General features: G+C 55.0%; 19 protein-coding genes. 4 read left to right on the top strand and 15 right to left on the bottom strand.

Going from position 1 to position 25,785, the window contains the following annotated elements; genetic code table 11:
* Positions 1 to 35: 35 nt before the first annotated feature.
* The 11 genes from H7R76_RS15610 to H7R76_RS15660 form a co-directional block, all read right to left on the bottom strand.
* Entirely contained in the window at positions 36 to 1,268 is a 1,233-nt protein-coding gene (locus tag H7R76_RS15610; RefSeq protein ID WP_106928828.1) for a winged helix-turn-helix domain-containing protein, read from the bottom strand.
* 28 nt (positions 1,269 to 1,296) lie between these two features.
* The gene (gene lpxK / locus H7R76_RS15615; RefSeq protein ID WP_182965730.1) at positions 1,297 to 2,277 is read right to left on the bottom strand and encodes a tetraacyldisaccharide 4'-kinase; all 981 of its coding nucleotides are present in this window, start codon (positions 2,275 to 2,277) and stop codon (positions 1,297 to 1,299) included.
* Positions 2,274 to 4,022, bottom strand: coding sequence for a lipid A ABC transporter ATP-binding protein/permease MsbA (gene msbA / locus H7R76_RS15620; RefSeq protein WP_182965732.1), 1,749 nt, complete (start codon positions 4,020 to 4,022; stop codon positions 2,274 to 2,276). The genes lpxK and msbA overlap by 4 nt, the downstream gene beginning before the upstream one ends.
* A 36-nt stretch (positions 4,023 to 4,058) precedes the next feature.
* Positions 4,059 to 6,320, bottom strand: a complete 2,262-nt coding sequence (locus H7R76_RS15625; RefSeq protein WP_182965734.1) for a ComEC family protein — start codon at positions 6,318 to 6,320, stop codon at positions 4,059 to 4,061.
* A gap of 215 nt (positions 6,321 to 6,535) precedes the next feature.
* Positions 6,536 to 6,820, bottom strand: coding sequence for an integration host factor subunit beta (gene ihfB, locus H7R76_RS15630; protein ID WP_015965094.1), 285 nt, complete (start codon positions 6,818 to 6,820; stop codon positions 6,536 to 6,538).
* Positions 6,821 to 6,972: 152 nt separating this feature from the next.
* Complete coding sequence (gene rpsA / locus H7R76_RS15635) at positions 6,973 to 8,646, bottom strand: 30S ribosomal protein S1 (RefSeq protein WP_106928835.1); 1,674 nt, start codon at positions 8,644 to 8,646, stop codon at positions 6,973 to 6,975.
* 113 nt (positions 8,647 to 8,759) lie between these two features.
* Positions 8,760 to 9,443: a (d)CMP kinase gene (gene cmk, locus H7R76_RS15640; protein WP_106928836.1), complete on the bottom strand. Its 684-nt coding sequence runs from the start codon at positions 9,441 to 9,443 to the stop codon at positions 8,760 to 8,762.
* Between the two features lie 169 nt (positions 9,444 to 9,612).
* Positions 9,613 to 10,380, bottom strand: coding sequence for a metalloprotease LoiP (gene loiP, locus H7R76_RS15645; RefSeq protein WP_182965736.1), 768 nt, complete (start codon positions 10,378 to 10,380; stop codon positions 9,613 to 9,615).
* A 136-nt stretch (positions 10,381 to 10,516) separates the two neighbouring features.
* Positions 10,517 to 11,800, bottom strand: a complete 1,284-nt coding sequence (aroA, locus tag H7R76_RS15650; RefSeq protein ID WP_182965738.1) for a 3-phosphoshikimate 1-carboxyvinyltransferase — start codon at positions 11,798 to 11,800, stop codon at positions 10,517 to 10,519.
* Positions 11,801 to 11,871: 71 nt separating this feature from the next.
* Positions 11,872 to 12,960, bottom strand: a complete 1,089-nt coding sequence (gene serC / locus H7R76_RS15655) for a 3-phosphoserine/phosphohydroxythreonine transaminase (protein WP_106928840.1) — start codon at positions 12,958 to 12,960, stop codon at positions 11,872 to 11,874.
* A gap of 200 nt (positions 12,961 to 13,160) precedes the next feature.
* Positions 13,161 to 13,853 (bottom strand): DUF421 domain-containing protein, encoded by a 693-nt coding sequence (locus H7R76_RS15660; RefSeq protein ID WP_182929189.1) that lies wholly within the window; start codon positions 13,851 to 13,853, stop codon positions 13,161 to 13,163.
* 128 nt (positions 13,854 to 13,981) lie between these two features.
* On the opposite strand from H7R76_RS15660, the gene ycaO reads away from it, so the two are divergent.
* The 4 genes from ycaO (at position 13,982) to pflA (ending at position 20,291) form a co-directional block, all read left to right on the top strand.
* Positions 13,982 to 15,742, top strand: coding sequence for a 30S ribosomal protein S12 methylthiotransferase accessory factor YcaO (gene ycaO, locus H7R76_RS15665; RefSeq protein ID WP_106928843.1), 1,761 nt, complete (start codon positions 13,982 to 13,984; stop codon positions 15,740 to 15,742).
* A gap of 406 nt (positions 15,743 to 16,148) precedes the next feature.
* Entirely contained in the window at positions 16,149 to 17,006 is an 858-nt protein-coding gene (gene focA, locus H7R76_RS15670) for a formate transporter FocA (protein WP_106928845.1), read from the top strand.
* A gap of 55 nt (positions 17,007 to 17,061) precedes the next feature.
* On the top strand, positions 17,062 to 19,344 hold the full coding sequence (gene pflB / locus H7R76_RS15675; RefSeq protein ID WP_182965740.1) for a formate C-acetyltransferase: 2,283 nt from the start codon (positions 17,062 to 17,064) through the stop codon (positions 19,342 to 19,344).
* Between the two features lie 206 nt (positions 19,345 to 19,550).
* Complete coding sequence (gene pflA / locus H7R76_RS15680) at positions 19,551 to 20,291, top strand: pyruvate formate lyase 1-activating protein (RefSeq protein WP_106928848.1); 741 nt, start codon at positions 19,551 to 19,553, stop codon at positions 20,289 to 20,291.
* A gap of 134 nt (positions 20,292 to 20,425) precedes the next feature.
* Here pflA and H7R76_RS15685 read toward each other — a convergent pair whose 3' ends face one another.
* From H7R76_RS15685 to dmsA, 4 genes are all read right to left on the bottom strand, one after another.
* On the bottom strand, positions 20,426 to 21,577 hold the full coding sequence (locus H7R76_RS15685) for an MFS transporter (protein WP_106928849.1): 1,152 nt from the start codon (positions 21,575 to 21,577) through the stop codon (positions 20,426 to 20,428).
* A gap of 259 nt (positions 21,578 to 21,836) precedes the next feature.
* Positions 21,837 to 22,700 carry a dimethyl sulfoxide reductase anchor subunit family protein gene (locus tag H7R76_RS15690; RefSeq protein ID WP_182965742.1) on the bottom strand — a complete coding sequence of 288 codons (864 nt, stop codon included), beginning with the start codon at positions 22,698 to 22,700 and terminating at the stop codon, positions 21,837 to 21,839.
* A gap of 1 nt (position 22,701) precedes the next feature.
* A complete protein-coding gene (locus H7R76_RS15695; RefSeq protein ID WP_182929191.1) occupies positions 22,702 to 23,319 on the bottom strand; it encodes a DMSO/selenate family reductase complex B subunit in 618 nt (205 codons plus the stop codon).
* Complete coding sequence (gene dmsA, locus H7R76_RS15700; protein WP_182965744.1) at positions 23,291 to 25,774, bottom strand: dimethylsulfoxide reductase subunit A; 2,484 nt, start codon at positions 25,772 to 25,774, stop codon at positions 23,291 to 23,293. Before dmsA ends, H7R76_RS15695 begins: the two co-directional genes overlap by 29 nt.
* Positions 25,775 to 25,785 lie beyond the last annotated feature (11 nt).

A 25,785-nucleotide genomic window follows, 5' to 3' on the forward strand; every position in this document is an offset into this window, starting at 1 on the left:
CCGTATCGAAAACCAGTGCAGCATATCATAGAGCGCTACCGGTCGGCGTCAATCTCCCAACCGTCGCGTTGATTGAGAAAGAGTTTCTCCGCTACCGCGCCAAGTTTAACCCGCGTCGCGCCCTGCCAGCGGGCAAAATCGTTGATGGCCTGCGTCAGGCCTTTTTCCAGATGTTGGCTGACCCGCACGCCCGCCTCCAGATAGAGGGCGAAAATCTCCAGCACGCCGTCGCTGCGGTGCATTTTGCTGTCCATGCGGCCGACAATCTCACCGCGATGCAGCAGCGGCAGGACAAAATAACCGTACTGACGCTTCGGCGCAGGCGTGTAGCACTCCAGGCGGTAGGTGAAGTTGAAAAACTGTTCGGCGCGTTTTCGATCCCAGACCACCGGGTCGAAGGGCGACAGTACCGCACTGTGCGTCGCCGTCAGCTTACCCTCCGCCGCACGCTCCAGCGCGGGCTGAAGGCTGCGATGTACCCACATCTCACCGAGCTGTTCAACCTCTACCGGTACCACCTGCGCCAGCGCCTGCCACTGCGCCAGCAGCGCGTGGAGATCTGGCTGCCGTAGCCGGTAATAATCCGCCAGCCACTGAGGACGGAAAATACCCAGGCTGCGGGCGCTGTTTTCCAGCATCGCCGCCTCGGCCTGCGATTGCGTGAGCGCATCACGGCGATCGTCCCACTGCGGCATCACCCGTTGCGTCAGATCGTAAACCCGATGAAAGTTGCGGCGTTCAACCACCATCACTTCGCCAGCGGTAAACAGCCCTTCCAGGTGGCGCTTATGCGGCTTCCACTCCCACCAGCCGCTCTGCCCTTTACGCGGATGCGCAAAGTCGGCGGAGCGTACCGGCCCGTTTTCAGCAATATGCGCCTTCAGCGCAATAATCTCGTCGGCGTGCTCATCCATCCAGCTTTGATGGTACTTCCAGCCCATCTTATGCGGCGCAAGCATACGATGGCGAACCAGTGGAAAATCGCTGCGCGGCAGGAAACAGGCCTCGTGGGCCCAGTATTCCATAAGCTCGCCGCGGGCAAGCGCATCATCAAGCCATGCGGAAGGGTAAGCGCCAAGACGGCTGAAGAGCACCAGATAGGGGCTGCGGGCGACCACGTTAATGGTATCGATTTGCAGCAGCGACATTTGCTGGATGGTACGAAGGATATCCGCCGCTTGAGGCTGGCGGCGCGGACGGTTCAGAAGCCCCTGCGCCGCCAGGTGAAGATGACGCGCGGCGCGAAGGGTTAACTGCAGCTGTGTCATGCTTTTCCCCTGCTATCGCCGACGCCTATTAACGCCGTGCGAGGGTAATCAAATCCTGTAGCAGCGTCTGCGCACGATCGCCGGAAAGCACGGCATCGACCGGCAGATACCACCAGTTCTCCTGCGCAAAACGGCGACATTTTACCGCGTCTTTTTCGGTCATGATCAGCGTCTGCCCGGGTGCCACCAGCGCCTGAACGTCGGCTTCACTCAGCGCCTGATGGTCGGCCAGCGCCACCGTGCGCACCGGCTTCAGGCCGCCGTCGTTAAGGGTGGCAAAAAAGCGCGGCGGATGCCCAATACCGGCCATCGCGACGACGTTGTTCAACGCGGCAACCGGCCGGCGCTCGCCGGTCAGCAGATTGACTGCCTCACCAGGACGTAGCGTCATCGGGATCTCGCCCGCCAGCGCTTCGCCGCCGTTAACGATCCGCACATCTACACTCTCAAGACGCGAGGCTCGTTCACGCATGGGCCCGGCCGGCAACCACCAGCCGTTGCCGAATCGACGTATGCCGTCGATCACCACGATCTCTTTATCACGGGCCAGACGGTAATGCTGCAGCCCGTCATCGGTGACGATCATCTGGAGATCGTGAGCCGCCAGCAGCGCTTTGACGGCATCCACTCTTACCGGCGAAACCGCTACGGGCGCACCGGTACGTTGATAAATCAGCACCGGTTCATCTCCGGCCTGCGCGGTCGTGGTATCCGCGTTTAGCAGCAGCGGGTAACGCTCCGCTTTACCACCGTAGCCACGGGAAACCACGCCAACGCGAACGCCCTGACGCTGAAGCTGCTCCACCAGCCAGATGACCACCGGTGTTTTACCGTTGCCACCTGCCGTCAGGTTACCCACCACAACGACCGGACACGGCGCACGCCAGGACTTTTTCAGCCCCAGTTGATAACACAGGCGGATGATGCCGCTCGCCAGACCATATAGCCAGGAGAGCGGCAGCAGCAGCCGCCAGAGCGGCGATTCACCGGACCAGATTCTGGCTATCATTCGCCAAACTGCATTTTATGCAGCTGAGCATAGACGCCGCGCTGTTCAAGCAGATCGTTATGGCTGCCACGTTCAACAATCCGGCCGTCTTCCACCACAATGATTTCATCAGCCTGTTCAATTGTCGACAGACGGTGCGCAATCACCAGCGAAGTCCGGTTTTTCTGCAGTTCATCCAGCGCCGCCTGAATCGCACGTTCCGATTCGGTATCCAGCGCCGAGGTGGCCTCATCAAGAATCAGGATTGGGCTATTACGCAGCAGCGCGCGCGCAATCGCGATACGCTGACGCTGGCCGCCGGAAAGCAGCACGCCGTTTTCACCGATGACCGTATCAAGGCCGTTATCCATTTTGTTGATAAAGTCCATCGCGTAGGCCATCCGCGCCGCTTCTTCAACCTGCTCGCGGCTGAACTCTTCGGTACGCGCATAGGCAATGTTATTCGCCACCGTGTCGTTAAACAGATGCACGCTCTGCGAAACCAGCGCTACCTGATTACGCAGCGAAGAAAGCTTGTACTCACGCAGGTCATGACCATCGAGCAGAATTTCACCTTCATCGATATCATAAAAACGGGTCAGCAGGCTGGCGATGGTTGATTTACCTGAACCAGAACGCCCTACCAGCGCCACCGTTTTTCCCTGCGGGATCGACAGGTTGATATTTTGCAGCGCCGGCGTTTCACGGCCAGGATAGGTGAAGGTCACGTTACGGAACTCAACGCTGCCTTTGGCACGGTCTACTTCGAGCTTACCTTCATCTTTTTCCTGCTCGCTATCCAGAATAGCGAACAGCGTTTGACAGGCCGCCATCCCGCGCTGGAACTGCGCGTTGACGTTGGTTAACGATTTCAGCGGGCGCATCAGCGCAATCATGGAGGAAAAGACGACCGTGATCGTACCGGCAGTCAGGGTTTCCATCACGCTTGGGAAGCTCGCGGCATACAGCACAAACGCCAGCGCCAGAGAGGCAATCAGCTGAATAATCGGGTCAGAGATAGACGATGCCGAGACCAGCTTCATCCCCTGCAAACGCATCTTGTTGCTGACCTTATCAAAACGCTTGGTTTCCACTTCCTGGCCGCCGAACATCAGCACTTCTTTATGCCCTTTCAGCATCTGCTCAGCGCTGGTGGTCACCTGCCCCATGGTGTTCTGCATATTTTTACTGATGCTACGGAAGCGCTTGGACACCACGCGGATCGCCATCGACACGATAGGTGCCAGTACGATGAGGATGACCGACAGCTGCCAGCTGTAGTAGAACATCATGATGAACAGGCCAATGATAGAAGCCCCTTCACGCACCACGGTAATCAAGGCACTAGAGGAAGAGGATGCCACCTGCTCAGAGTCATAGGTTATGCGCGACAGCAGGGTCCCGGTGGACTGCTTGTCAAAGAAGGAAACCGGCATGCCCATCATATGGCTGAACAGCCGACGGCGCATGGTCATCACGACCTTGCCAGAAACCCAGGAAATACAATAGCTAGAGATATAGCTTGTAATACCACGTAGGATCATCAAGCCAATAACGACCAGCGGCATCCAAAGCAGCACTGAGCGGTCTGTTTTGCCAAAACCATCATCCAGTAACGGTTTAAGAAGCGATAGCATAAAGGTATCGCTGGCTGCGTTAAGGATTAACGCGACGCCCGCCACGATCAGCCCTGCTTTAAACGGCGCAATAGTTGGCCAGAGTCGGCGGAAGGTCTGCCACGTGGAGAGATCTTTGTCGTTCTGCATTCAAAAAACCAGCTTATGTTGAAATAGCCGCATATTCTACCCGTTATCGAGAGACTCGCCAAACCACTGATGATACCAACGAGGTAAAAGTTGATCTCGTAAGCCTTCAATCTGCCAGCCTTTCGCGTCAAAAGTGACCGTTATCTGGCCCTGGTGTGGCGTGTCAAACCAACCGTAATGCCGCTGCAGATAGCGGGCCTTTACCTTCGCAGAAGGCAGGCGCCACGCGTTATAGCGGGATGCCGAAGCCAGCGCAACGGCACCACCGACCCGCTGAATCAGCGAGATACCGGAAGACGTCGAGCTGCCGTGATGAGGAACCTGGATAATTGTAGACGCAAATGGCTGCCAGAAATGGCTCATCATGGCCATTTCTGCCGGTAATTCAATATCTCCGGTCAGCAGAAAACTGTTTTTACCGTCGTCAACCCTAACCACACAGGAACCATTATTGCCTTTCTGTACTTTACCGGGCAGCGGCCAAAGCGCACGAAAGGTTAACCCCTGCCAGCGCCAGGCCTGCCCGCGTGCACAGGGTTGATGGCCGGACCACGCGAGCGGGCTTCTGACCCATGCCTTCGGCCAGTTTTGCTGGAGCGTTCGCAGGCCACCGCGGTGATCTAAGTGATCGTGACTCAGAATAATGCCCTGTGGCGTCAGCCCGTGCCAACGAAGCCATGGCGCAATCAGCTGAGCCCCGCTGTCGCCGCCAGGCCACGCCAGCCCGGTGTCATAGAGCAGCGCTTTGTCGCCGCGTGAAATGACCATTGCCAGCCCCTGCCCGACATCCAGCATCGTCACCTGCCACTGGTCCGGCGGCGTTTTTCGCCAGAGTGGAAACGTCAGCAGCACGCTTAGCGACATCCACAATGCCGGAAAACGCCGCCAGCCGTGGAGCCGCCAGAGCAACAGCGCCCCCCACGGTAATAACGACGCTCCCAGCCATGCTCGCCCAATGTACCACCATCCCTCGGGCAACAGCCGCAGGTAGCCAAACACCAGCGCCATCACCCTGTCGGCGCAATACCAAATCAGCGTCTCCAGCACCACCGGACCACACAGATGCAGAAACATCGCCAGCAGAATCAAGGGCACGGCAATGAAGGTAACCACCGGCACCGCCAGCAGATTTGCCAGCAGCGAAGTGGTACTGATGCCGTGGAACAGCAGAATTTGTAGCGGCGTCAGCAGGAGCATCAGCCCTAGCTGTAAATGCATCAGCTGCGCCAATGGACGCAGCAGGCGCGGATAATGCCATTCCGGCAGCGGTACCCACCGGTACCAGAACAAGAGCGTACCAACGGCAAATGCTGATAGCCACAGACTGTCGGAAAGCACCGCCAGCGGGTCTACAAACAGGATAGCCGCCAGGCAACAGAGCCACACCTCCCAACCGGCCCACTGCCTGCCGCTTAGCCGCAGTAAACACCAGACGGCCGCAGCAACGATCGTTCTCTGGGCGGGCGGCTGCATGCCCGTCAACATGGCGTAAGCCAGCCCGCTTGCCAGCGAGGCCAGCAGCGGTAGCCGCCAGTTAATCAGCCATGCCGGTAGAAAAAACTGTATGCCGCGTACCAGCAGCCAGCCCAGCGAAGCGCCGAGCGCAATATGCAGGCCGGATATCGCCATCAGATGCGAAGTACCGGTTTGCTGCATCAGCGTTTTAATCTCTGGCGAGACCGAGAGCCGTTCACCCATCCCCAGCGCCAGCAGCACGTCACGCCAGGGGTATGCTGCTAGCGTGGTTTTTAGCGATGCCAGATAGCGCGCTCGCAGGCCGCAACTGAGCGCTAACGGTTCAGCGCTAATGATTCGCCCGGTCAGCGCACGGTGCTGGGAGAGCGCATAGCGCTGGGCATCAAACCCGCCGTCATTGAGTTGACCATGCACTGCACGGGCGCGAATCGTCATCTTCCAGCGCTGGCCCACGCATGGCGGCTGTGGCAGGTAGCTGCCGTAGAGCGCAATCCGAATGCCCGGCATCAAGCGCTGCCCTTCCAGACGGGTGAGCGTGCCCTGATGCACCGTCTGCCCGTCCGTTTGCGTGAGCGTCAGCTCAACCTGCCGGTTTTTACCCGGCAGCATCTGCGCAGATAGCTGAAGCTGCCAGGCCGCCAGCGCCCCCCAGCAGAACAGTAGCCCCACCAGAGCAATGCGGCGCCCTGCCCGGCCGCAAACGCCGAGCGCGATGAGCCCAACAGCAGCGATCTTAATATATTCGAGCGAGGGTAAGACAGGCAGTACGGCCAGCGGTAATATTCCGGCCAGCACGTAGCAGGCCAGCAGTGGCAAGCGCATCGATACCTCCTTGTTGCAAGGAGTATCGCGCGCGACAACGTCTACGTCATGATCAGAAAAGTCAGTTTGCGTGGCGGCTCGCAGCATGAATTCGCTGCGTACAGGCATTGAGAAAACGTTGGAAGGACGATTCCACAATCGGCGTGCAGAAATGAAAAAAGCACCCGTAGGTGCTTTTCTCTCAATCAAGTTTAGCGCAAGCTAGCGCCAGAAACTCAATCGTAAATGTTGGCGCGATCGCGCAGTTCTTTGCCCGGCTTGAAGTGCGGCACGTATTTGCCTTCCAGTTCCACTTTGTCGCCAGTCTTCGGGTTACGCCCGGTTCGTGGTGCTCGATAGTGCAGAGAGAAGCTGCCGAAACCGCGGATTTCAATGCGCTCACCCTGTGCCAGGGTCGAGGCCATATGCTCCAGCATTTCTTTTACCGCATCTTCCACTGCTTTTGCAGGGATATGGGATTGCTGGCTGGCAAGTCTTTCAATCAATTCTGACTTGGTCATGATTCCTCCGGTTTCCTTTTAAGGAAAATTAGCTAACAGCTTATTAAACAAGGGCGGCCGTAGCCGCCCTTTGTGCTAGATTACAGGCCGAAACCTGCAATCTGTCAAGTAAACTCATCACAATTCAGGTTGTTAAACCCAAATGCGTAAGATTACTCGCCTTTAGCTGCTTTGAATGCTTCAGCCATAGCGTTGGAGAAGTTGCCGTCTTCCTGTTTGTTGTTAACAGTAGCGATTGCATCTTTCTCGTCAGCTTCGTCTTTCGCACGAACAGACAGGCTAATTGCGCGGTTTTTGCGATCAACGCCGGTGAATTTAGCTTCAACGTCGTCGCCAACGCTCAGAACCAGAGTTGCATCTTCAACGCGGTCACGGGAAGCTTCAGAAGCGCGCAGGTAACCTTCAACGCCGTCAGCCAGTTCTACGGTTGCGCCTTTCGCGTCAACTGCAGTCACTTTACCGTTAACGATAGCGCCTTTCTTGTTCAGAGCAACCCAGTTGTTGAACGGATCTTCTGCGAGCTGTTTAACGCCCAGGGAGATACGTTCACGTTCTGCGTCAACCTGCAGAACAACTGCAGCGATTTCGTCGCCTTTTTTGTATTCACGAACTGCTTCTTCGCCTGCAACGTTCCAGGAGATGTCAGACAGGTGAACCAGGCCGTCGATGCCGCCGTCCAGGCCGATGAAGATACCGAAGTCAGTGATAGACTTGATTTTACCTTCAACGCGGTCGCCCTTGTTGTGGGTTTCTGCGAACTGCTGCCATGGGTTAGATTTGCACTGCTTCAGACCCAGGGAGATACGACGACGTTCTTCGTCGATATCCAGAACCATAACTTCCACTACGTCGCCAACGTTAACAACTTTGGACGGGTGGATGTTTTTGTTGGTCCAATCCATTTCGGAAACGTGAACCAGGCCTTCAACGCCTTCTTCGATTTCAACGAAGCAGCCGTAGTCGGTCAGGTTGGTCACGCGACCGGTCAGTTTGGTACCTTCCGGATAACGCTTAGCGATAGCTACCCATGGATCTTCGCCCAGCTGTTTCAGGCCCAGAGATACACGAGTACGCTCACGGTCGAATTTCAGCACTTTAACGTTGATTTCGTCACCAACGTTCACGATTTCGCTCGGATGCTTAACGCGTTTCCATGCCATATCAGTGATGTGCAGCAGGCCGTCAACGCCGCCCAGATCAACGAATGCACCGTAGTCAGTGAGGTTCTTAACGATACCTTTAACTTCCATGCCTTCCTGCAGGTTTTCCAGCAGCTGATCGCGCTCTGCGCTGTTTTCGGATTCGATAACGGCACGACGAGAAACAACAACGTTGTTACGCTTCTGGTCCAGCTTGATTACTTTGAACTCAAGCTCTTTGCCTTCCAGGTGCAGAGTATCACGCACCGGACGAACGTCTACCAGGGAACCCGGCAGGAACGCACGAATACCGTTCAGCTCAACAGTGAAGCCACCTTTAACTTTGCCGTTGATAACACCAACTACAGTTTCAGCGTCTTCGTAAGCTTTTTCCAGCGTGATCCAAGCTTCGTGACGTTTAGCTTTCTCACGGGACAGCAGGGTTTCACCGAAGCCGTCTTCTACTGCATCCAGAGCAACGTCAACTTCGTCACCAACCTGGATTTCCAGCTCGCCCTGGGCGTTTTTGAACTGCTCTGCCGGAATGGCGGACTCAGATTTCAGACCGGCGTCAACCAGTACTACGTCTTTGTCGATAGCAACAACAACACCACGAACGATGGAACCCGGGCGGGTTTCGATTTCTTTTAAGGATTCTTCAAACAGTTGAGCAAAAGATTCAGTCATGTTTAATCTTCAGGTTAAGTATTAACGTCCACCTGACACCTTGTCGGATGGGGTTGTTTCACATACCCGCTGTCAGTCCATTGCAACGGGGGTACTGCAAATTCGGTCGCGTTTTACGCGATTGCCAATTTCTGGCGCGCATAGTTTAACGCTTTTTCAATTACTTGCTCAATGCTTAAGGTGGTGGAATCCAACACTAAAGCATCGGCGGCAGGAACCAGCGGCGCAACAGCACGATTACGATCGCGATCGTCACGCTCCTTTATCTCTGCCAAAAGGCGCTCAAAGTTAACACTAAAGCCCTTTTCCTGCAACTGTAGCATGCGACGCTGCGCACGTTCTTCCGATGACGCGTCGAGGAAGATTTTGACCGGCGCATCCGGGAACACCACCGTGCCCATATCGCGGCCGTCGGCAATCAGGCCCGGCGCTTCGCGGAAAGCCCGCTGACGGCGCAGCAGCGCTTCACGCACGCGCGGGAACGCAGCGACCTGCGAAGCGGCATTGGCCACTTCCTGGGTGCGGATTTCACCGCTGACGTCTTCCCCTTCAAGGATCACCTCCAGCGCGCCGTCGGTAGAGACAAAACGTACGTCCAGATGGGCCGCCAGCGGGACCAGGGCATCTTCTGAGTTCACATCAACATGGTGATGCAAAGCCGCAAGCGCCAGCACGCGATAGATCGCGCCAGAGTCCAGCAAATGCCATTGCAGCGCTTCGGCCATCGCTTTGCACAGCGTGCCTTTACCCGCGCCGCTTGGACCATCAATGGTAATTACCGGGGCAATTGCCGTCATTTTTCTCTCCTTAATAAAAGGCATACACAACGTAAACGCCGCGCATTATACGCATCTCTGCGCCAGACGGTTACTTTTGTCTGCGAATGACAGAATGAGACGCGCTCACTGCAGGAGAATAAATAAGTATAGTGGGCCGGCAAAGCGCCGACCCGAAAATGATGATGATTTACTTTTTATCCGCCGCAATGCGGTCGCGAATGTGCTGCGCGCGCTCGGCTGAAGGAGGGTGAGAGTCAAACAACGATTTCGTATGACCCGCGTCAAGGCTGGCCAGCTTGTCAAAGCTACCCACCAATCCCTGGGTGCTGACGCCGCGTTTTTTCAGCAGATCGTAGGAGAAATCATCGGCCTCAGACTCCTGGGAACGAGAAAACGCCGAGTTAATCACGCCTTCGGCAATATCGCCGAGCTGTGATTTTGACAGCTGCGCCGCCGCGCCGCTGGTGGCTGAAATCGCGTCGCGCGCCGCAACGGTCGCATAGGCGGTTTGCATCGCTTTACGCGAGTGGCCCAGCGCAACGTGGCCCAGCTCGTGGCCCAGCACGCCCTCGACTTCATTGTCGTTCATCAAGTCCATCAGACCGCTGTAGACGCGCACGCAGCCGTTAGCCATTGCCCACGCGTTAACGTCAGCGGTCATGTAGACTTTATAATTCACCGGCGTGCCGTTGATGTTATTGCCCAGCGCTTTGGCAATTTTGTTCAGCCGTTTGGTGTATTGACTGGACGCGCTCGCAAGCTGGTTTTCGCCGTCCATCTGCTGACAGGCATCGTCAGATAGGGCCTTCACGTCAGCATCGGACAGCGTTGCCGCTTTATAAGCCGTCATGCCGGACCCCACCAATGCATTGGTATCCATACCCTGCATATTTTTACAGCCAACCAGTAACGTGGCGGAAATCGCCAGCGTCAGCATCACCTTTGCATTCTTCATATGAATCATCCATTGATTGATTACTATTAAATATCAATAAGTTATTTCACACAAAAGGGTAACACTGCATCGCAAGGGCAAAAAAGTCCGAAAAAAAACGCCGACATCAAGTCGGCGTTTTGGCGGTAGGAAAGGATTAGGCCAGAGTACTAATACGCGCCAGCTGCTCGAAATAATCCGGGAAGGTTTTCGCCGTACATTTCGGGTCAAGGATTGTGACCGGCGTATCCGATAGCGCAACCAGAGAGAAGCACATCGCCATACGATGATCGTTGTAGGTCGCAATCTCAGCAAAATTCAGCGTCGTCGGCGGCGTCACGCGAATATAATCTTCGCCCTCTTCCACGATCGCGCCCACTTTGCGCAGCTCGGTTGCCATGGCGAACAGACGGTCTGTCTCTTTAACGCGCCAGTTGTATATATTACGCAGCGTGGTGGTGCCTTTGGCAAACAGCGCGGCGGTGGCAATGGTCATAGCGGCATCAGGGATATGGTTCATGTCCATATCGATGGCATTCAGTTCACCATGAGTGCAGGCAATAAAATCATCGCCCCAGGTGATGGTCGCGCCCATTTTTTCCAGCACGTCAGCGAAGCGAATATCGCCCTGTACGCTGTGACGGCCAATGCCGGTCACCTTCACGGTGCCGCCTTTAATCGCGCCAGCGGCCAGGAAGTAGGAAGCCGATGACGCATCGCCCTCAACCAGATACTGGCCCGGCGAGACATACTGCTGGTTACCACGCACAACAAAACGCTGATAGTTCTGGTTTTCAACTTCAACACCGAAAGTTTTCATCAAATGCAGCGTGATGTCGATATACGGCTTGGACACCAGATCGCCCTTGATGGTAATGACTGTGTCCTGCGGTGCCAGCGGCGCCGTCATCAGCAGCGCGGTCAGGAACTGGCTGGAGACGCTACCGTCTACTTCAACGCTACCGCCGATAAACCCACCATTCAGGCGCAGCGGTGGATAATTTTCCTGCTCTAAATAGGTAATCTGCGCGCCGCCCTGACGCAGGGCATCCACCAGGTGGCCGATTGGGCGTTCTTTCATGCGCGGCTCACCGGTCAAGACAATATCATTTGCCCCCAGGCACAGCGCGGCGGCCAGTGGGCGCATAGCGGTGCCCGCGTTGCCGAGGAACAGTTCCAGTTCGCCAGAGCCCTGCAGCGGGCCCGCGTTGCCGGTGACTTCACAGCGCGTGCGATCGTCAGACAGGGTGTAGTGAATTCCCAGCGCTTTCAACGCGTTCAGCATGTGGCGAACATCATCGCTGTCCAGCAGATTAGTCAGGATGGTGGTGCCGCTTGCCAGCGCCGCCAGCAGCAGCGCACGGTTCGACACGCTTTTAGAACCAGGCAGATTAATCGTGCCGTCTACGCGCGCGATAGGTTGTAACGTCAGGGATTCCATGAAACTCAACTCTCAAAAAACAAAAGAAAAACCCCATGACGCGGCCATGGGGAGGATAGGTCAAAAATCGATTAGCCGTGACGACGCTCGAAGTCCTGCATAAATTCCGTCAGCGCCTGTACGCCCGCCAGCGGCATGGCGTTATAGATGGAGGCGCGCATCCCGCCGACTACGCGGTGGCCTTTCAGCGCGTGCAGACCGGCGGCAAACGATTCATCCAGGAAGACTTTGTCCAGCGCGCTGTCTGCCAGCTGGAACGGAACGTTCATACGGGAACGGTTGGCGCTCGCCACATCGTTACGGTAGAAATCGCTGCTATCGATGGTGCTATACAGAAGATCGGCCTTCTGCTGATTAATACGATCCATTACGGCCAGGCCACCCTGCTCTTTCAGCCATTTGAAGACCAGACCGGACAGATACCAGGCAAAGGTCGGCGGGGTGTTGAACATGGAGTCGTTGTCGTTGAGCACGCTGTAATCAAGGATAGATGGGCAGGCAACATGTGCTTTACCCAGCAGGTCTTCGCGCACGATAACCAGCGTTAAGCCGGCAGGACCAATGTTTTTCTGCGCACCGGCGTAGATAACGCCAAAGCGGCTCACGTCGATCGGGCGGGACAGAATGGTTGAGGAGAAGTCAGCGGCAACAACAACCTCGTTGCCAAAGTCAGGCGTCTCATCAATAGCAATACCGTCGATAGTTTCGTTCGGGCAATAGTGCAAATACGCCGCGTTATCGGAAAGCTGCCAGTCGCGCATGGGTTTTACCGCGCGCTGACCGTCGACGGTAATCTTCGCGTCAATCACGTTTGGTGTGCAGTATTTTTTAGCTTCTTTCACCGCGCTCGCTGCCCAGTAGCCGGCGTCAACGTAGTCAGCTGTGGTTTTATCACCGAGGATGTTCAGCGGTACGCCGGCAAACTGACCGCGCCCGCCGCCGTGGCAAAACAGCACTTTGTAGTTGGATGGGATGTTAAGCAGGTCACGAAAATCTTTTTCTGCTTCCTCCGCCACGTGGATAAACTCTTTACCACGGTGGCTAACTTCCATTACCGACGTGCCTAATCCGTTCCAGTCGCAGAGTTCCTTCTGCGCCAGTTTAAGGACATCTGCCGGAAGCATCGCCGGACCTGAACTGAAATTAAAGACCTGAGCCATAACCCTCACCACATTGCAATGTTGTCTGACCGCATGCCTCGCGCGTCATCAACGCGTGGGCATAAGTTATTCCTGTGGCTATTGGTTTTATCATTCAGTGACACGCGCCGCAATGTCTAAAACCTTTCGTCAGCGAAATGCGCCCTCCGTCACACAATAGATTCTACCGTCTTGCCGTGTGAAAACCGACAAAATGGCTATCAGGCAATCCGTTTCGCGCGGCTCACCTTCGTCCAGGCCGGATTTGCGCAGCGCGGACATAATTGTCGCTCCCCCGCCCGCATGCTAACGACGTAGCTACAGCGCACACACGCGTACTCACCTGGCGCAGGAACTGCCTTAAAACGCTGAGTGAGGCTGTCGGGCAAAATGCATAACCCCGGCTTCACCTGCTCGTCAGCATAATAAAACACGCTAATCTGACCGTCGGTTTCCATAATCGCCAGCCGGACCTGCCCAAGCTGCTCCACGCTGTTCAACCGCAGTTCCATAAAAAAATCCAGCTCCGTCAGATTTGCCGCGCGCACGTTTTCCCAGGCCAGTTGCCCTTCTTTAACGATGACGATCGCTTTACCTTCCAGTAAGCCCTGTAACTTTTCACTTTTCGCCATCAACCACATCACCAGCCGATACAGCAGCGCCAGCGAAATGAAAACCACAAAAACCGGCACCAGCGGGACATCATCATAGAAGGCAACATCGCCCGCCGCCGATCCCAGCGTGAGAATAATCAGCACTTCAAACAGCGACATCTGCCGCACGCCGCGACGTCCGGTCATTTTGAGAAACAGAAACACCAGCGCGAAGGTAAACACGCATCTCAGCGCCACCTCGCCTAAAAATTCTGGCGGAACGTTGTCAAATGCCATTCTCTGAAGATCAAACGCTTTCATTTTTTCTGCGCCGTAACAGTCGGTTATTGCCTGTAAGCATAGCCGTCTCTTTTATTTTCGCCGAAGATAGCACCCGTCACGCAAAACCCGTATCATTGCGCGCTTTCCGTACGACAAAAGAGATTGCTATGACGCAAACCTATATCCCCGGCAAAGATGCCGCACTGGAAGATTCCATCGCTCGCTTCCAGCAAAAGCTGCTCGACCTGGGCTTCGATATTGAAGAAGCTTCCTGGTTGAACCCGGTTCCTAACGTCTGGTCGGTACATATCCGTGATAAAGCCTGCTCGCTGTGCTTTACCAACGGTAAAGGCGCGACCAAAAAAGCGGCGCTGGCATCCGCGCTGGGTGAATACTTCGAGCGTCTGTCGACCAACTATTTCTTCGCTGACTTCTGGCTGGGTGACAAAATCGCCAACGGCCCGTTCGTTCACTACCCGAATGAGAAATGGTTCCCGCTGACCGACGACGACGAAGTGCCGGAAGGTCTGCTCGACGCGCGCCTGCGCGCATTCTACGATCCTGACGATCAGCTGACCGCCAGCATGCTGGTCGATCTGCAGTCCGGCAACGACGATCGCGGCGTGTGCGGGCTGCCGTTTACCCGTCAGTCCGACGGCGAAACCATCTACATTCCGATGAACATCGTCGCGAACCTGTACGTTTCCAACGGCATGTCTGCGGGCAATACCCGTAACGAAGCCCGCGTACAGGGGCTGTCGGAAGTGTTCGAACGTCACGTGAAGAACCGCATTATTGCCGAAAGCATCAGCCTGCCGGAAATCCCGGCCGAGGTGCTGGCACGCTATCCTGGCGTAGTGGAATCCATCAAAACGCTGGAAGCGGAAGGTTTCCCTATCTTCGCCTACGACGGTTCACTGGGCGGCAAATACCCGGTTATCTGCGTGGTGCTGTTCAACCCGGCTAACGGCACCTGCTTTGCTTCCTTCGGTGCACATCCGGACTTCGGCGTTGCGCTGGAGCGTACGGTAACCGAACTGCTGCAGGGTCGCGGTCTTAAAGATCTTGATGTGTTCACGCCGCCGACCTTTGACGATGAAGAAGTGGCCGAGCACACCAACCTCGAAACCCACTTTATCGATTCCAGCGGTCTTATCTCCTGGGATATGTTCAAACAGGATGCAGACTATCCGTTTGCAGACTGGAACTTCTCCGGCACCACCGAAGAAGAGTTCGCAACGCTGATGGCTATCTTCAAAGAAGAAGATAAAGAAGTGTACATCGCCGATTACGAACATCTGGGCGTTTACGCCTGTCGTATCATCGTGCCCGGCATGTCTGATATCTATCCAGCGGAAGATCTGTGGCTGGCGAATAACAATATGGGCAGCCACCTGCGCGAAACCATTCTTTCCCTGCCGGGCAGCGAGTGGGAAAAAGAAGAGTACCTGAATCTGATCGAGCAGATTGACGACGAAGGCCTCGACGACTTTACTCGCGTGCGCGAGCTGCTGGGTCTGGCGACCGGCCCGAACAACGGCTGGTACACCCTGCGCGTTGGCGAACTGAAAGCAATGCTGGCATTAGCCGGCGGCGACCTTGAGCAGGCGTTAATCTGGACCGAATGGACCATGGAGTTTAACGCGTCCGTGTTCAGCGCCGAGCGCGCCAACTACTACCGCTGTCTGCAAACGCTGCTGCTGCTTTCTCAGGAAGAAGAGCGTGAACCGCTGCAGTATCTGAACGCGTTTGTCCGCATGTACGGCGCAGACGCCGTCGAAGCGGCCAGCGCGGCGCTGAGCGGCGAAGAGGCCTTCTACGGCCTGCAGCCAGCGGACGGCACGCTGGAAGCCTTCCCGGCGCATCAGTCGCTGTTAGAGGCCTACGAAAAACTGCAGCGCGCGAAAGCGGCTTTCTGGGCGAAGTAATTTCTTCACCACAGAAAAAGTAGGCTTAATGCCAGACCTACGCTATATTACGGGGCCACTTGTTGGCCCCTTTTTTATATTTCAACGCTTCGCTTCACGGGCATGTGAAAATAAAGTTAAATATAAGTAAATACTATAATTGGTAGCTTACTTTTATTGTTAATTTTACCGATCATTACTCCATTTTAATTAACCAATAAAATGAAGGGCAAAGAAAAAATTCAACTGATTTTGTAAATCTTAAAATTTATTTTTATCTTAATATTTATATTGTTAGCAAAGGATTGTTGAAAAACCATTCGTTATTCAGGCCTATAAGCCAGGTGAGATATGATCTATATCAAATTCTCATCTATAATGCTTTGTTAGTATCTCGTCGCCGATTAAATAAAAAGAGAGAGTTAGTGTGAAAGCTGACAACCCTTTTGATCTACTCCTTCCTGCTGCGATGGCCAAAGTTGCCGAAGAAGCAGGCGTCTATAAAGCAACCAAGCATCCGCTGAAAACCTTTTATCTGGCGATTACTGCGGGCGTCTTTATCTCGATTGCTTTTGTTTTTTACATTACCGCAACGACGGGCACCGCGGGTATGCCATTCGGCATCGCGAAGCTGATTGGCGGTATCTGCTTCTCACTAGGCTTAATCCTTTGCGTTATTTGTGGCGCTGACCTCTTTACTTCGACCGTGCTTATCGTTGTAGCGAAAGCCAGCGGGCGAATTACCTGGGGTCAACTGGCAAAAAACTGGCTCAACGTCTATGTTGGTAACCTGATCGGCGCGCTGCTCTTCGTGCTGTTGATGTGGCTGTCCGGCGAATACATGACGGCCAACGGCGGATGGGGGCTAAACGTCCTGCAAACTGCTGACCACAAAATGCACCACACATTCATTGAAGCCGTCGCTCTCGGCATCCTGGCGAACCTGATGGTCTGCCTGGCAGTCTGGATGAGCTACTCTGGCCGCAGCCTGATGGACAAAGCCATGATTATGGTTTTACCGGTTGCCATGTTCGTCGCCAGCGGCTTTGAGCACAGCATTGCAAACATGTTTATGATTCCGATGGGTATCGTAATACGTCACTTTGCTAGCCCGGAATTCTGGACCGCAATCGGTTCAACTCCGGAAAGTTTTTCTCACCTGACCGTGATGAATTTCATCACCGATAACCTGATTCCGGTAACCATCGGGAACATCATCGGCGGCGGTTTATTGGTTGGGTTGACATACTGGGTCATTTACCTGCGTGGCGGTGACCGTCATTAACTGATGGTTGCTCCAGGCAGTAAATAAAAAGTCCACTTAAGAAGGTAGGTGTTACATGTCCGAACTTAATGAAAAGTTAGCCACAGCCTGGGAAGGTTTTGCGAAAGGTGACTGGCAGAATGAAGTAAACGTACGTGACTTCATCCAGAAAAACTACACTCCGTATGAGGGTGACGAGTCCTTCCTGGCTGGTGCTACTGACGCGACCACAGCTCTGTGGGACAACGTTATGGAAGGCGTTAAACTGGAAAACCGCACTCACGCGCCAGTTGACTTTGACACCGCCGTTGCTTCCACCATTACTTCCCACGACGCTGGTTACATCAACAAAGCGCTGGAAAAAATTGTTGGTCTGCAAACTGAAGCTCCGCTGAAACGTGCTCTTATCCCGTTCGGTGGCATCAAAATGATCGAAGGTTCCTGCAAAGCGTATAACCGCGAACTGGACCCGATGATCAAAAAAATCTTCACCGAATACCGTAAAACGCACAACCAGGGCGTGTTCGACGTTTATACTCCGGACATCCTGCGCTGCCGTAAATCCGGTGTTCTGACCGGTCTGCCAGACGCCTACGGCCGTGGTCGTATCATCGGTGACTACCGTCGTATCGCCGTATACGGTATCGACTACCTGATGAAAGACAAATTCGCTCAGTTCACCTCTCTCCAGTCTGACCTGGAAAACGGTGTAAACCTGGAAGCGACTATCCGTCTGCGTGAAGAAATCTCCGAACAGCACCGTGCGCTGGGTCAGATCAAAGAGATGGCTGCTAAATACGGCTACGACATCTCTGGTCCGGCTACCAACGCTCAGGAAGCTATTCAGTGGACTTACTTCGGCTACCTGGCCGCTGTTAAATCCCAGAACGGCGCTGCAATGTCCTTCGGTCGTACCTCCACCTTCCTGGATATCTACATCGAACGTGACCTGAAAGCAGGCAAAATCACTGAACAAGAAGCTCAGGAAATGATTGACCACCTGGTCATGAAACTGCGTATGGTTCGCTTCCTGCGTACCCCTGAGTATGATGAACTGTTCTCCGGTGACCCGATTTGGGCAACTGAATCCGTCGGTGGTATGGGCGTTGATGGCCGTACTCTGGTCACCAAAAACAGCTTCCGTTTCCTGAACACCCTGTACACCATGGGCCCGTCTCCGGAACCGAACATCACTATCCTGTGGTCTGAAAAACTGCCGCTGGCGTTCAAAAAATTCGCCGCAAAAGTGTCCATCGATACCTCTTCTCTGCAGTATGAGAACGATGACCTGATGCGTCCGGACTTCAACAACGATGACTACGCTATCGCTTGCTGCGTAAGCCCGATGATCGTTGGTAAACAAATGCAGTTCTTCGGTGCGCGTGCAAACCTGGCGAAAACCATGCTGTACGCAATCAACGGCGGCGTTGATGAAAAACTGAAAATGCAGGTTGGTCCTAAAACTGAGCCAATGAAAGGCGACGTTCTGAACTACGACGAAGTTATGGATCGTATGGACCACTTTATGGATTGGCTGGCTAAACAGTACGTCACCGCGCTGAACGTCATCCACTACATGCACGACAAATACAGCTACGAAGCGTCTCTGATGGCGCTGCATGACCGCGACGTTATCCGTACTATGGCTTGCGGTATCGCTGGTCTGTCCGTTGCTGCTGACTCCCTGTCTGCAATCAAATATGCGAAAGTTAAACCGATTCGTGATGAAAACGGTCTGGCTGTTGACTTCGAAATCGAAGGCGAATACCCGCAGTTTGGTAACAACGACGCTCGCGTCGATGACATGGCGGTTGACCTGGTTGAGCGTTTCATGAAGAAAATTCAGAAACTGACGACTTACCGTAACGCTATCCCGACTCAGTCTGTTCTGACCATCACCTCTAACGTGGTTTATGGTAAGAAAACCGGTAACACCCCAGACGGTCGTCGCGCTGGCGCGCCATTCGGCCCAGGTGCTAACCCAATGCACGGTCGTGACCAGAAAGGTGCTGTTGCCTCTCTGACTTCCGTTGCTAAACTGCCGTTTGCTTACGCTAAAGATGGTATCTCTTACACCTTCTCTATCGTTCCGAACGCACTGGGTAAAGACGACGACGTTCGTAAAACCAACCTGGCTGGTCTGATGGACGGTTACTTCCACCACGAAGCGTCTATCGAAGGCGGTCAACACCTGAACGTTAACGTCATGAACCGCGAAATGCTGCTCGACGCGATGGAAAACCCGGAAAAATATCCGCAGCTGACCATCCGCGTATCTGGCTACGCAGTACGTTTTAACTCCCTGACTAAAGAACAGCAGCAGGACGTTATTACCCGTACCTTCACTCAGTCCATGTAATGGATTTGACTGAAATCGCGATTTAAAAAGCGTACAATAAAGGCTCCACGTCAGTGGGGCCTTTCTTATAACTGCCCTACTCTCTCCGAGCCTATTTTGCCTGCTAACTTCTATAATCAGGTTAACAAGCAAAATAAACTCAAGACGGCCTGAAATAATGATCGTCACCCTGCCGGACGCGGGGAAGAACTGGAGATAATACTGCAATGTCTGTAACTGGTCGCATTCACTCCTTTGAATCCTGTGGCACCGTCGATGGCCCAGGCATCCGTTTTATTACCTTCTTCCAGGGCTGCCTGATGCGCTGCCTGTACTGCCATAACCGCGATACATGGGATACCCACGGTGGCAAAGAAGTCACCGTTGAAGAACTAATGAAAGAAGTGGTGACCTATCGCCACTTTATGAACGCGTCCGGCGGCGGCGTCACCGCATCCGGCGGCGAAGCCATTTTACAGGCTGAGTTCGTGCGCGACTGGTTCCGAGCGTGCAAGAAAGAAGGTATTCATACCTGTCTGGACACCAATGGCTTTGTGCGTCGTTACGACCCGGTCATTGATGAGCTGCTGGAAGTCACCGACCTGGTGATGCTTGACCTCAAGCAGATGAACGACGATATCCATCAGAATCTGGTTGGCGTATCTAACCACCGCACGCTCGAGTTTGCGCAGTACCTGTCGAAGAAAGACGTGAAGGTCTGGATCCGCTATGTGGTGGTCCCGGGCTGGTCAGATGACGATGACTCCGCGCACCGCCTGGGCGAGTTCACCCGCGATATGGGCAACGTCGAGAAAATCGAACTGCTGCCGTACCACGAGCTGGGCAAACACAAATGGGTAGCCATGGGCGAAGAGTACAAGCTCGACGGGGTGAAGCCGCCGAAGAAAGAGACCATGGAACGCGTAAAAGGCATTCTCGAGCAGTACGGTCACAAGGTGATGTACTGATCCCTTCTGGCCAGTAGCTATACCTGGCCTGACAATGCTGATGACGAAAAACCCGACGCTAAGTCGGGTTTTTTGTTGTCTGTCTCGGCACGACAGGCGACGAAAAAATCAAGAGGCGCGCTCGCGCCAGCGCATCAGGCGTGGGCAACCGGGGTTGGATGATGCCCGGCTTTGCGCAGCAGCATCATCAGGTAGACGAACGACACCCCGGCAATCATGATAAACAGCAGGTTATCTGAGTAGCTTTGCATCAGCATGGCGGTCAGCGTAGGCCCTACCAGGCTGCCGATGGTGTAGCTTAGCAGCAGCGCCTGATTCATTGACACCAACTGGTGGTGCTCGACCTTCTCACAGGCCCAGGCCATCGCCACCGGATAGAGCGTAAAACCGGCGGCACCAAGGATAAACAGCGCCGGTGCCATCATTGCCTGGCTTAGCATCCCCAGACAGCCGACAATCACCACAAATACCTGCACGCGCAGTACCAGCAAACGACCAAAGCGATCCGCCAGACGGCCTATTGGCCATTGACCCAAAATACCGGCGCTGACCATCACCGCCATCCAAAAACCGATACCGGAATCGCTGACGCCACGGTGGTTTAAATACAGCGGCATCAGCCCGTACAGCGAGCCCAGCACGATGCCGGAAATAATACAGCCATTCACCCCAAGTCGCGCCTGACGCAGCTTGAACATTGGCCAGACGCGCGCGTTGGCGTCCTGCTGTTCATCTTTCTGGTTCAGGATACGGGTAAACAGCAGCGGCAGAATACCGGCCAGGATAACGCCGGTCATCAGCGGCAGAATGGTCGCCAAATCGGTCGGTAGTTTACTCACGATAAGCTGGCCGAGCACGGTACCGATGTAATACATCATCATGTAGGCCGCCAGCAGACGCCCGCGATTGCGCGAAGTACCACTGCACATCAGCGCGCTTTCCACCACCACCCAAATCATGGCGCAGCCGACGCCGGCGATAAAACGCCAGAACATCCAGCTCCAGAAGCCCACCATAAAGCCCAGCCCCACGCAGCCCGCGGCGAAGATAAGCGACGCAATATAGTAGCTGAAGTTAAAGCCAAGACGCTTAATCAGACGCCCGGTCAGCATCGTACCCACTAGGTTACCGGTGAAATAGGATGAACCAACCATCCCAACCTGCCAGGTTGGCAGATTTTCATGGGCGAGCCAGAGCGGGACGAGCGTGTTGAGTACCGCGATCGCCAGCGTCAATAACAAAAGGCCACAGAGCAATAACAGCACTGGGCGGGTATAGGTGGACATGGGCTAAAAACCGTGAGGATAGACAGATTTCGAGCGCATCATGCCACTGCTAAAAACATTGTCAATCCACCTGATTTGTGTCGGAAGCGGCTTTCTGGCACCACGATTGATGTTTCTTATTCAGCGCAGCGGCATAACGACATTCATCAAATCTATCTGATTGTTTTTACTGAAAATGAAAGGAATAAATGGAAAGGGTTCAGTTGAAAAAATTCATGAACAAAAAGTGCCAGGGCGAGGCAGCCCCGGCACGTTTTATTTAGCTGGCGACCGCCATCCCGACGGTCATATGCAGACCGTAGAAGACGCCACGGCCGATCAATTCGCCGACCAGCACCAGCACAAATGCCAGACTCAACAGCGGCAGCGCCGGCTGGTAGCCCTTAAGCTGCGGCACCACCCAGCACACCAGCGCCAGCGCAATGGCCGCAACGCGCCACGCCATCAGGGAGCCGTAGTTCGGGACCAGTGCGGAAGCCTGCTGGATTGAGCTATGGATTGAAGCCAGCTCAACGCCCTGCATCAGCGAAACAATCGCGCTAACGCCCAGCGCAGCCAGGCTCACCACCGGCAGCAGACGCAGCGCCCAGCCTTCGACACCCGCCCAGCGCAGCAGCAGATAGCCGAGCAGCGGACCGCCGATAAACAGCGTCAGGAAGAAGCTCAGCGGCGTCCAGATGCTATACCAGGTCGGTACGGTATCGATGGTGTTATACACACGCACCATCATCCACACGAAGACCACACCCAGCACCATCGTCACCACCAGCCAGACGCTACGCAGCGCGCAGGAGAGCTTATTGGTGACGGCCAGCAGCCAGCCAATGCCCCCCACGGCGAAGAAAATCGCGCCGCTGGCAATCTCGTTGCTCAACGACGAGGCCCCCACGCGGTTAAGCGAGTTAAATGCGCGCATCGGCGAGCCGAGGTGCAGCGTCGAGGCGATAAAACCAATGCCCATCAGCCCCCACAAAGCGAACATACTCAGCACCACGCGCTGCTGCTGCTCGCGCGCCAGCTGCCCTTTCATCAGCGCCAGCGCCAGGACGATAAATCCGCCGGCAACGCACTGCCCAAAGACCGTGAAGATCATCAGCGGCCATTCATGCCATCCACTTCCCATCTCACACCTCCTTCGGGTTGGCCAGGTAGCCAGTGGTATCGCCGCACGGACGTGCATTGGCGTTAGGTTTAATCACAATGCTCGGCTTGGTAAAGTGCGCCGACGGCAGCGGCGCAACGGCCGCCAGCTGCCCGTGCTTCTGGCGAAGCTCTTCAATCGGCCCGAAGTCCAGCGCGCGCAGCGGGCAGGACTCGACGCAGATCGGTTTTTTGCCTTCCGCCACGCGTTCGTGGCAGCCGTCGCACTTGGTCATGTGGCCTTTTGCCGCATTGTACTGTGGGGCACCGTACGGGCAGGCCATATGGCAGTAGCGACAGCCGATGCAGACGTCTTCGTCAACGACCACAAAGCCGTCTTCTCGTTTATGCATCGCGCCGCTCGGACACACTTTAGTACAGGCCGGATCTTCACAGTGGTTGCAGGCGATGGACAGGTAATAGGCAAAGACGTTCTGATGCCAGACGCCGTTATCTTCCTGCCAGTCGCCGCCGGCGTATTCATAAATACGGCGGAAGCTGACGTCCGGGGTTAAGTCTTTGTAATCTTTACACGCCAGTTCACAGGTTTTACAGCCGGTGCAGCGTGCCGAATCAATAAAAAAGCCATATTGGGTGGTCATCGGTTACTCCTTGCACCTTCTCGACCTGAACAAGGTTCGTGTGCGATGGATTGCCTTTCGCCAGCGGCGACGGGCGCTGCGTGGTCAGCACGTTAATGCTGCCCGCCTGGTCAATACGCTTGGCATCCGGGTCATACCATGCCCCCTCGCCCAGCGCCACGATACCCGGCATCATGCGCGGTGTGACCTTAGCTTCAATATGCACTTCCCCACGATCGTTAAAGATGCGCACGCGATCGCCGTTGGCGATGCCGCGTTTTTTCGCATCCAGCGGATTAATCCACATTTCCTGACGGCAGGCCGCCTTCAGCACGTCAACGTTGCCATAGGTGGAGTGAACGCGTGCTTTATAGTGGAAGCCGGTCATCTGCAGCGGATACTTCTCAGCTAGCGGATCGTTGTAGTTTTCAAAGCCCGGTGTGTAGATCGGTAACGGATCGATAACATCACCTTCCGCCAGTTCCCAGGTGGCAGCGATTTTCGCCAGCTCCTGCGAGTAGATCTCAATTTTGCCCGACGGCGTAGTTAGCGGATTGGCCTGTGGGTCTTCACGGAACGCTTTATACGCCACGTGATGCCCTTCCGGATCGCGCTGCTTGAAGATGCCCTGCTTGCGGAACGTATCGAAGTCCGGCAGCTCAGGCACTGCCTGGCGGGAAAGTTCGTGCAGATGACGCATCCATCCTTCCTGCGTGCGCCCTTCGGTAAACTGCTGCTCAACGCCCATGCGTTTAGCCAGCTCGGTCGTCATGTCGTAAATCGTCTTACACTCGAAGCGCGGCTTAATCACCTGATCGGTGAAGATGACGTAAGACATGTTGCCGCAGGATGCATCCAGCGCGAAGTCCATCTGTTCGGATGCCGTGCAGTCCGGCAGCAGGATATCGGCATACTTCGCCGACGAGGTCATGTGGCAGTCGATGACCACTATCATTTCGCACTTCTTGTCATCCTGCAGGATTTCATGGGTGCGGTTTATCTCAGAGTGCTGGTTAATCAGGCAGTTACCGGCATAGTTCCAGATCATTTTGATCGGTACGTCCAGCTTATCTTTGCCACGCACGCCGTCACGCAGGGCCGTCATTTCCGGGCCGCGAACGATCGCATCAGTCCACATGAACATAGAGATGCTGGTTTGAACGGGGTTTTCCAGCGTTGGCATACGCTCAAACGGCACTTCATAGGAGCCTTCACGCGCCCCGCTGTTACCGCCGTGAATGCCCACGTTGCCGGTCAGAATGGACAGCATAGAAATGGCACGGGTCACGATTTCGCCGTTCGCGTGACGCTGCGGCCCCCATCCCTGAGAGATATAAGCGGGCTTTGCGGTGGCGATTTCACGCGCTAGTTTGACAATGCGCTCGGCCGGAATACCGGTAATCGTCGATGCCCATTCCGGCGTTTTTGCCGTGCCATCACTACCCTGACCCAGAATATAAGCCTTGTAGTGGCCATTGGCCGGCGCGCCTTCCGGTAGCGTTTTTTCGTCGTAACCCACGCAGTATTTATCGAGGAACGGCTGATCGACCAGATTTTCGGTGATCATCACCCACGCCAGCGCGGAAACCAGCGCCGCATCGGTACCCGGACGAATCGGGATCCATTCATCTTCGCGGCCTGCCCCGGTATCGGTATAGCGCGGATCGACAATGATCATGCGCGCATTCGATTTCTGCCGCGCCTGCTCCAGATAGTAAGTCACCCCGCCGCCGCTCATGCGCGTTTCGCCAGGGTTGTTACCAAACAGCACCACCAGTTGGCTGTTTTCGATATCGGACGGGCTGTTGCCGTCAGCCCAGCCGCCGTAGGTATAGTTCAGGCCCGCAGCAATCTGCGCAGAGGAGTAGTCGCCGTAATGGTTCAGATATCCGCCGCAGCAGTTCATCAGGCGCGCAATCAGCGTTTTGCCCGGCGGCCAGGAGCGGGTTAACGTTCCTCCCAGGGTACCGGTGCCATAGTTGAGATAAATCGATTCATTGCCGTAATCTTTGATCAAGCGTTTCATATTATCGGCAATAGTATCAAAGGCTTCTTCCCAGCTAATACGCTCGAATTTACCTTCACCACGTTTGCCTACCCGCTTCATTGGGTATTTCAAGCGATCCGGGTTGTAGACGCGGCGACGCATTGAACGCCCGCGCAGGCAGGCACGAACCTGGTGCAGCCCGTCGTAGTTATCATCGCCGGTATTATCGGTTTCTACGTACTTAATCTCGCCATCGACAACATGCATGCGCAGCGGGCAGCGGCTTCCACAGTTTACCGTGCACGCACTCCAGGTGACGCGTTCCGCTGCCGTTGCCGGGTCCAGCGCTTCGGCAGCATTAACGATACGGCTAAACGGGAGCGTAAAAGCACCGCTGGCCATCGCCAGGCCGCTAATGGCCGTGGTTTTCATTAAACCACGACGGCTGACCTCGGCTGCCAGTAAAGCATCGGGGGTTTCAGTTTTCATGGATACTCACT

The organism is Klebsiella sp. WP8-S18-ESBL-06, assembly GCF_014169755.1.
Lineage (GTDB): Bacteria > Pseudomonadota > Gammaproteobacteria > Enterobacterales > Enterobacteriaceae > Kluyvera > Kluyvera ascorbata_B.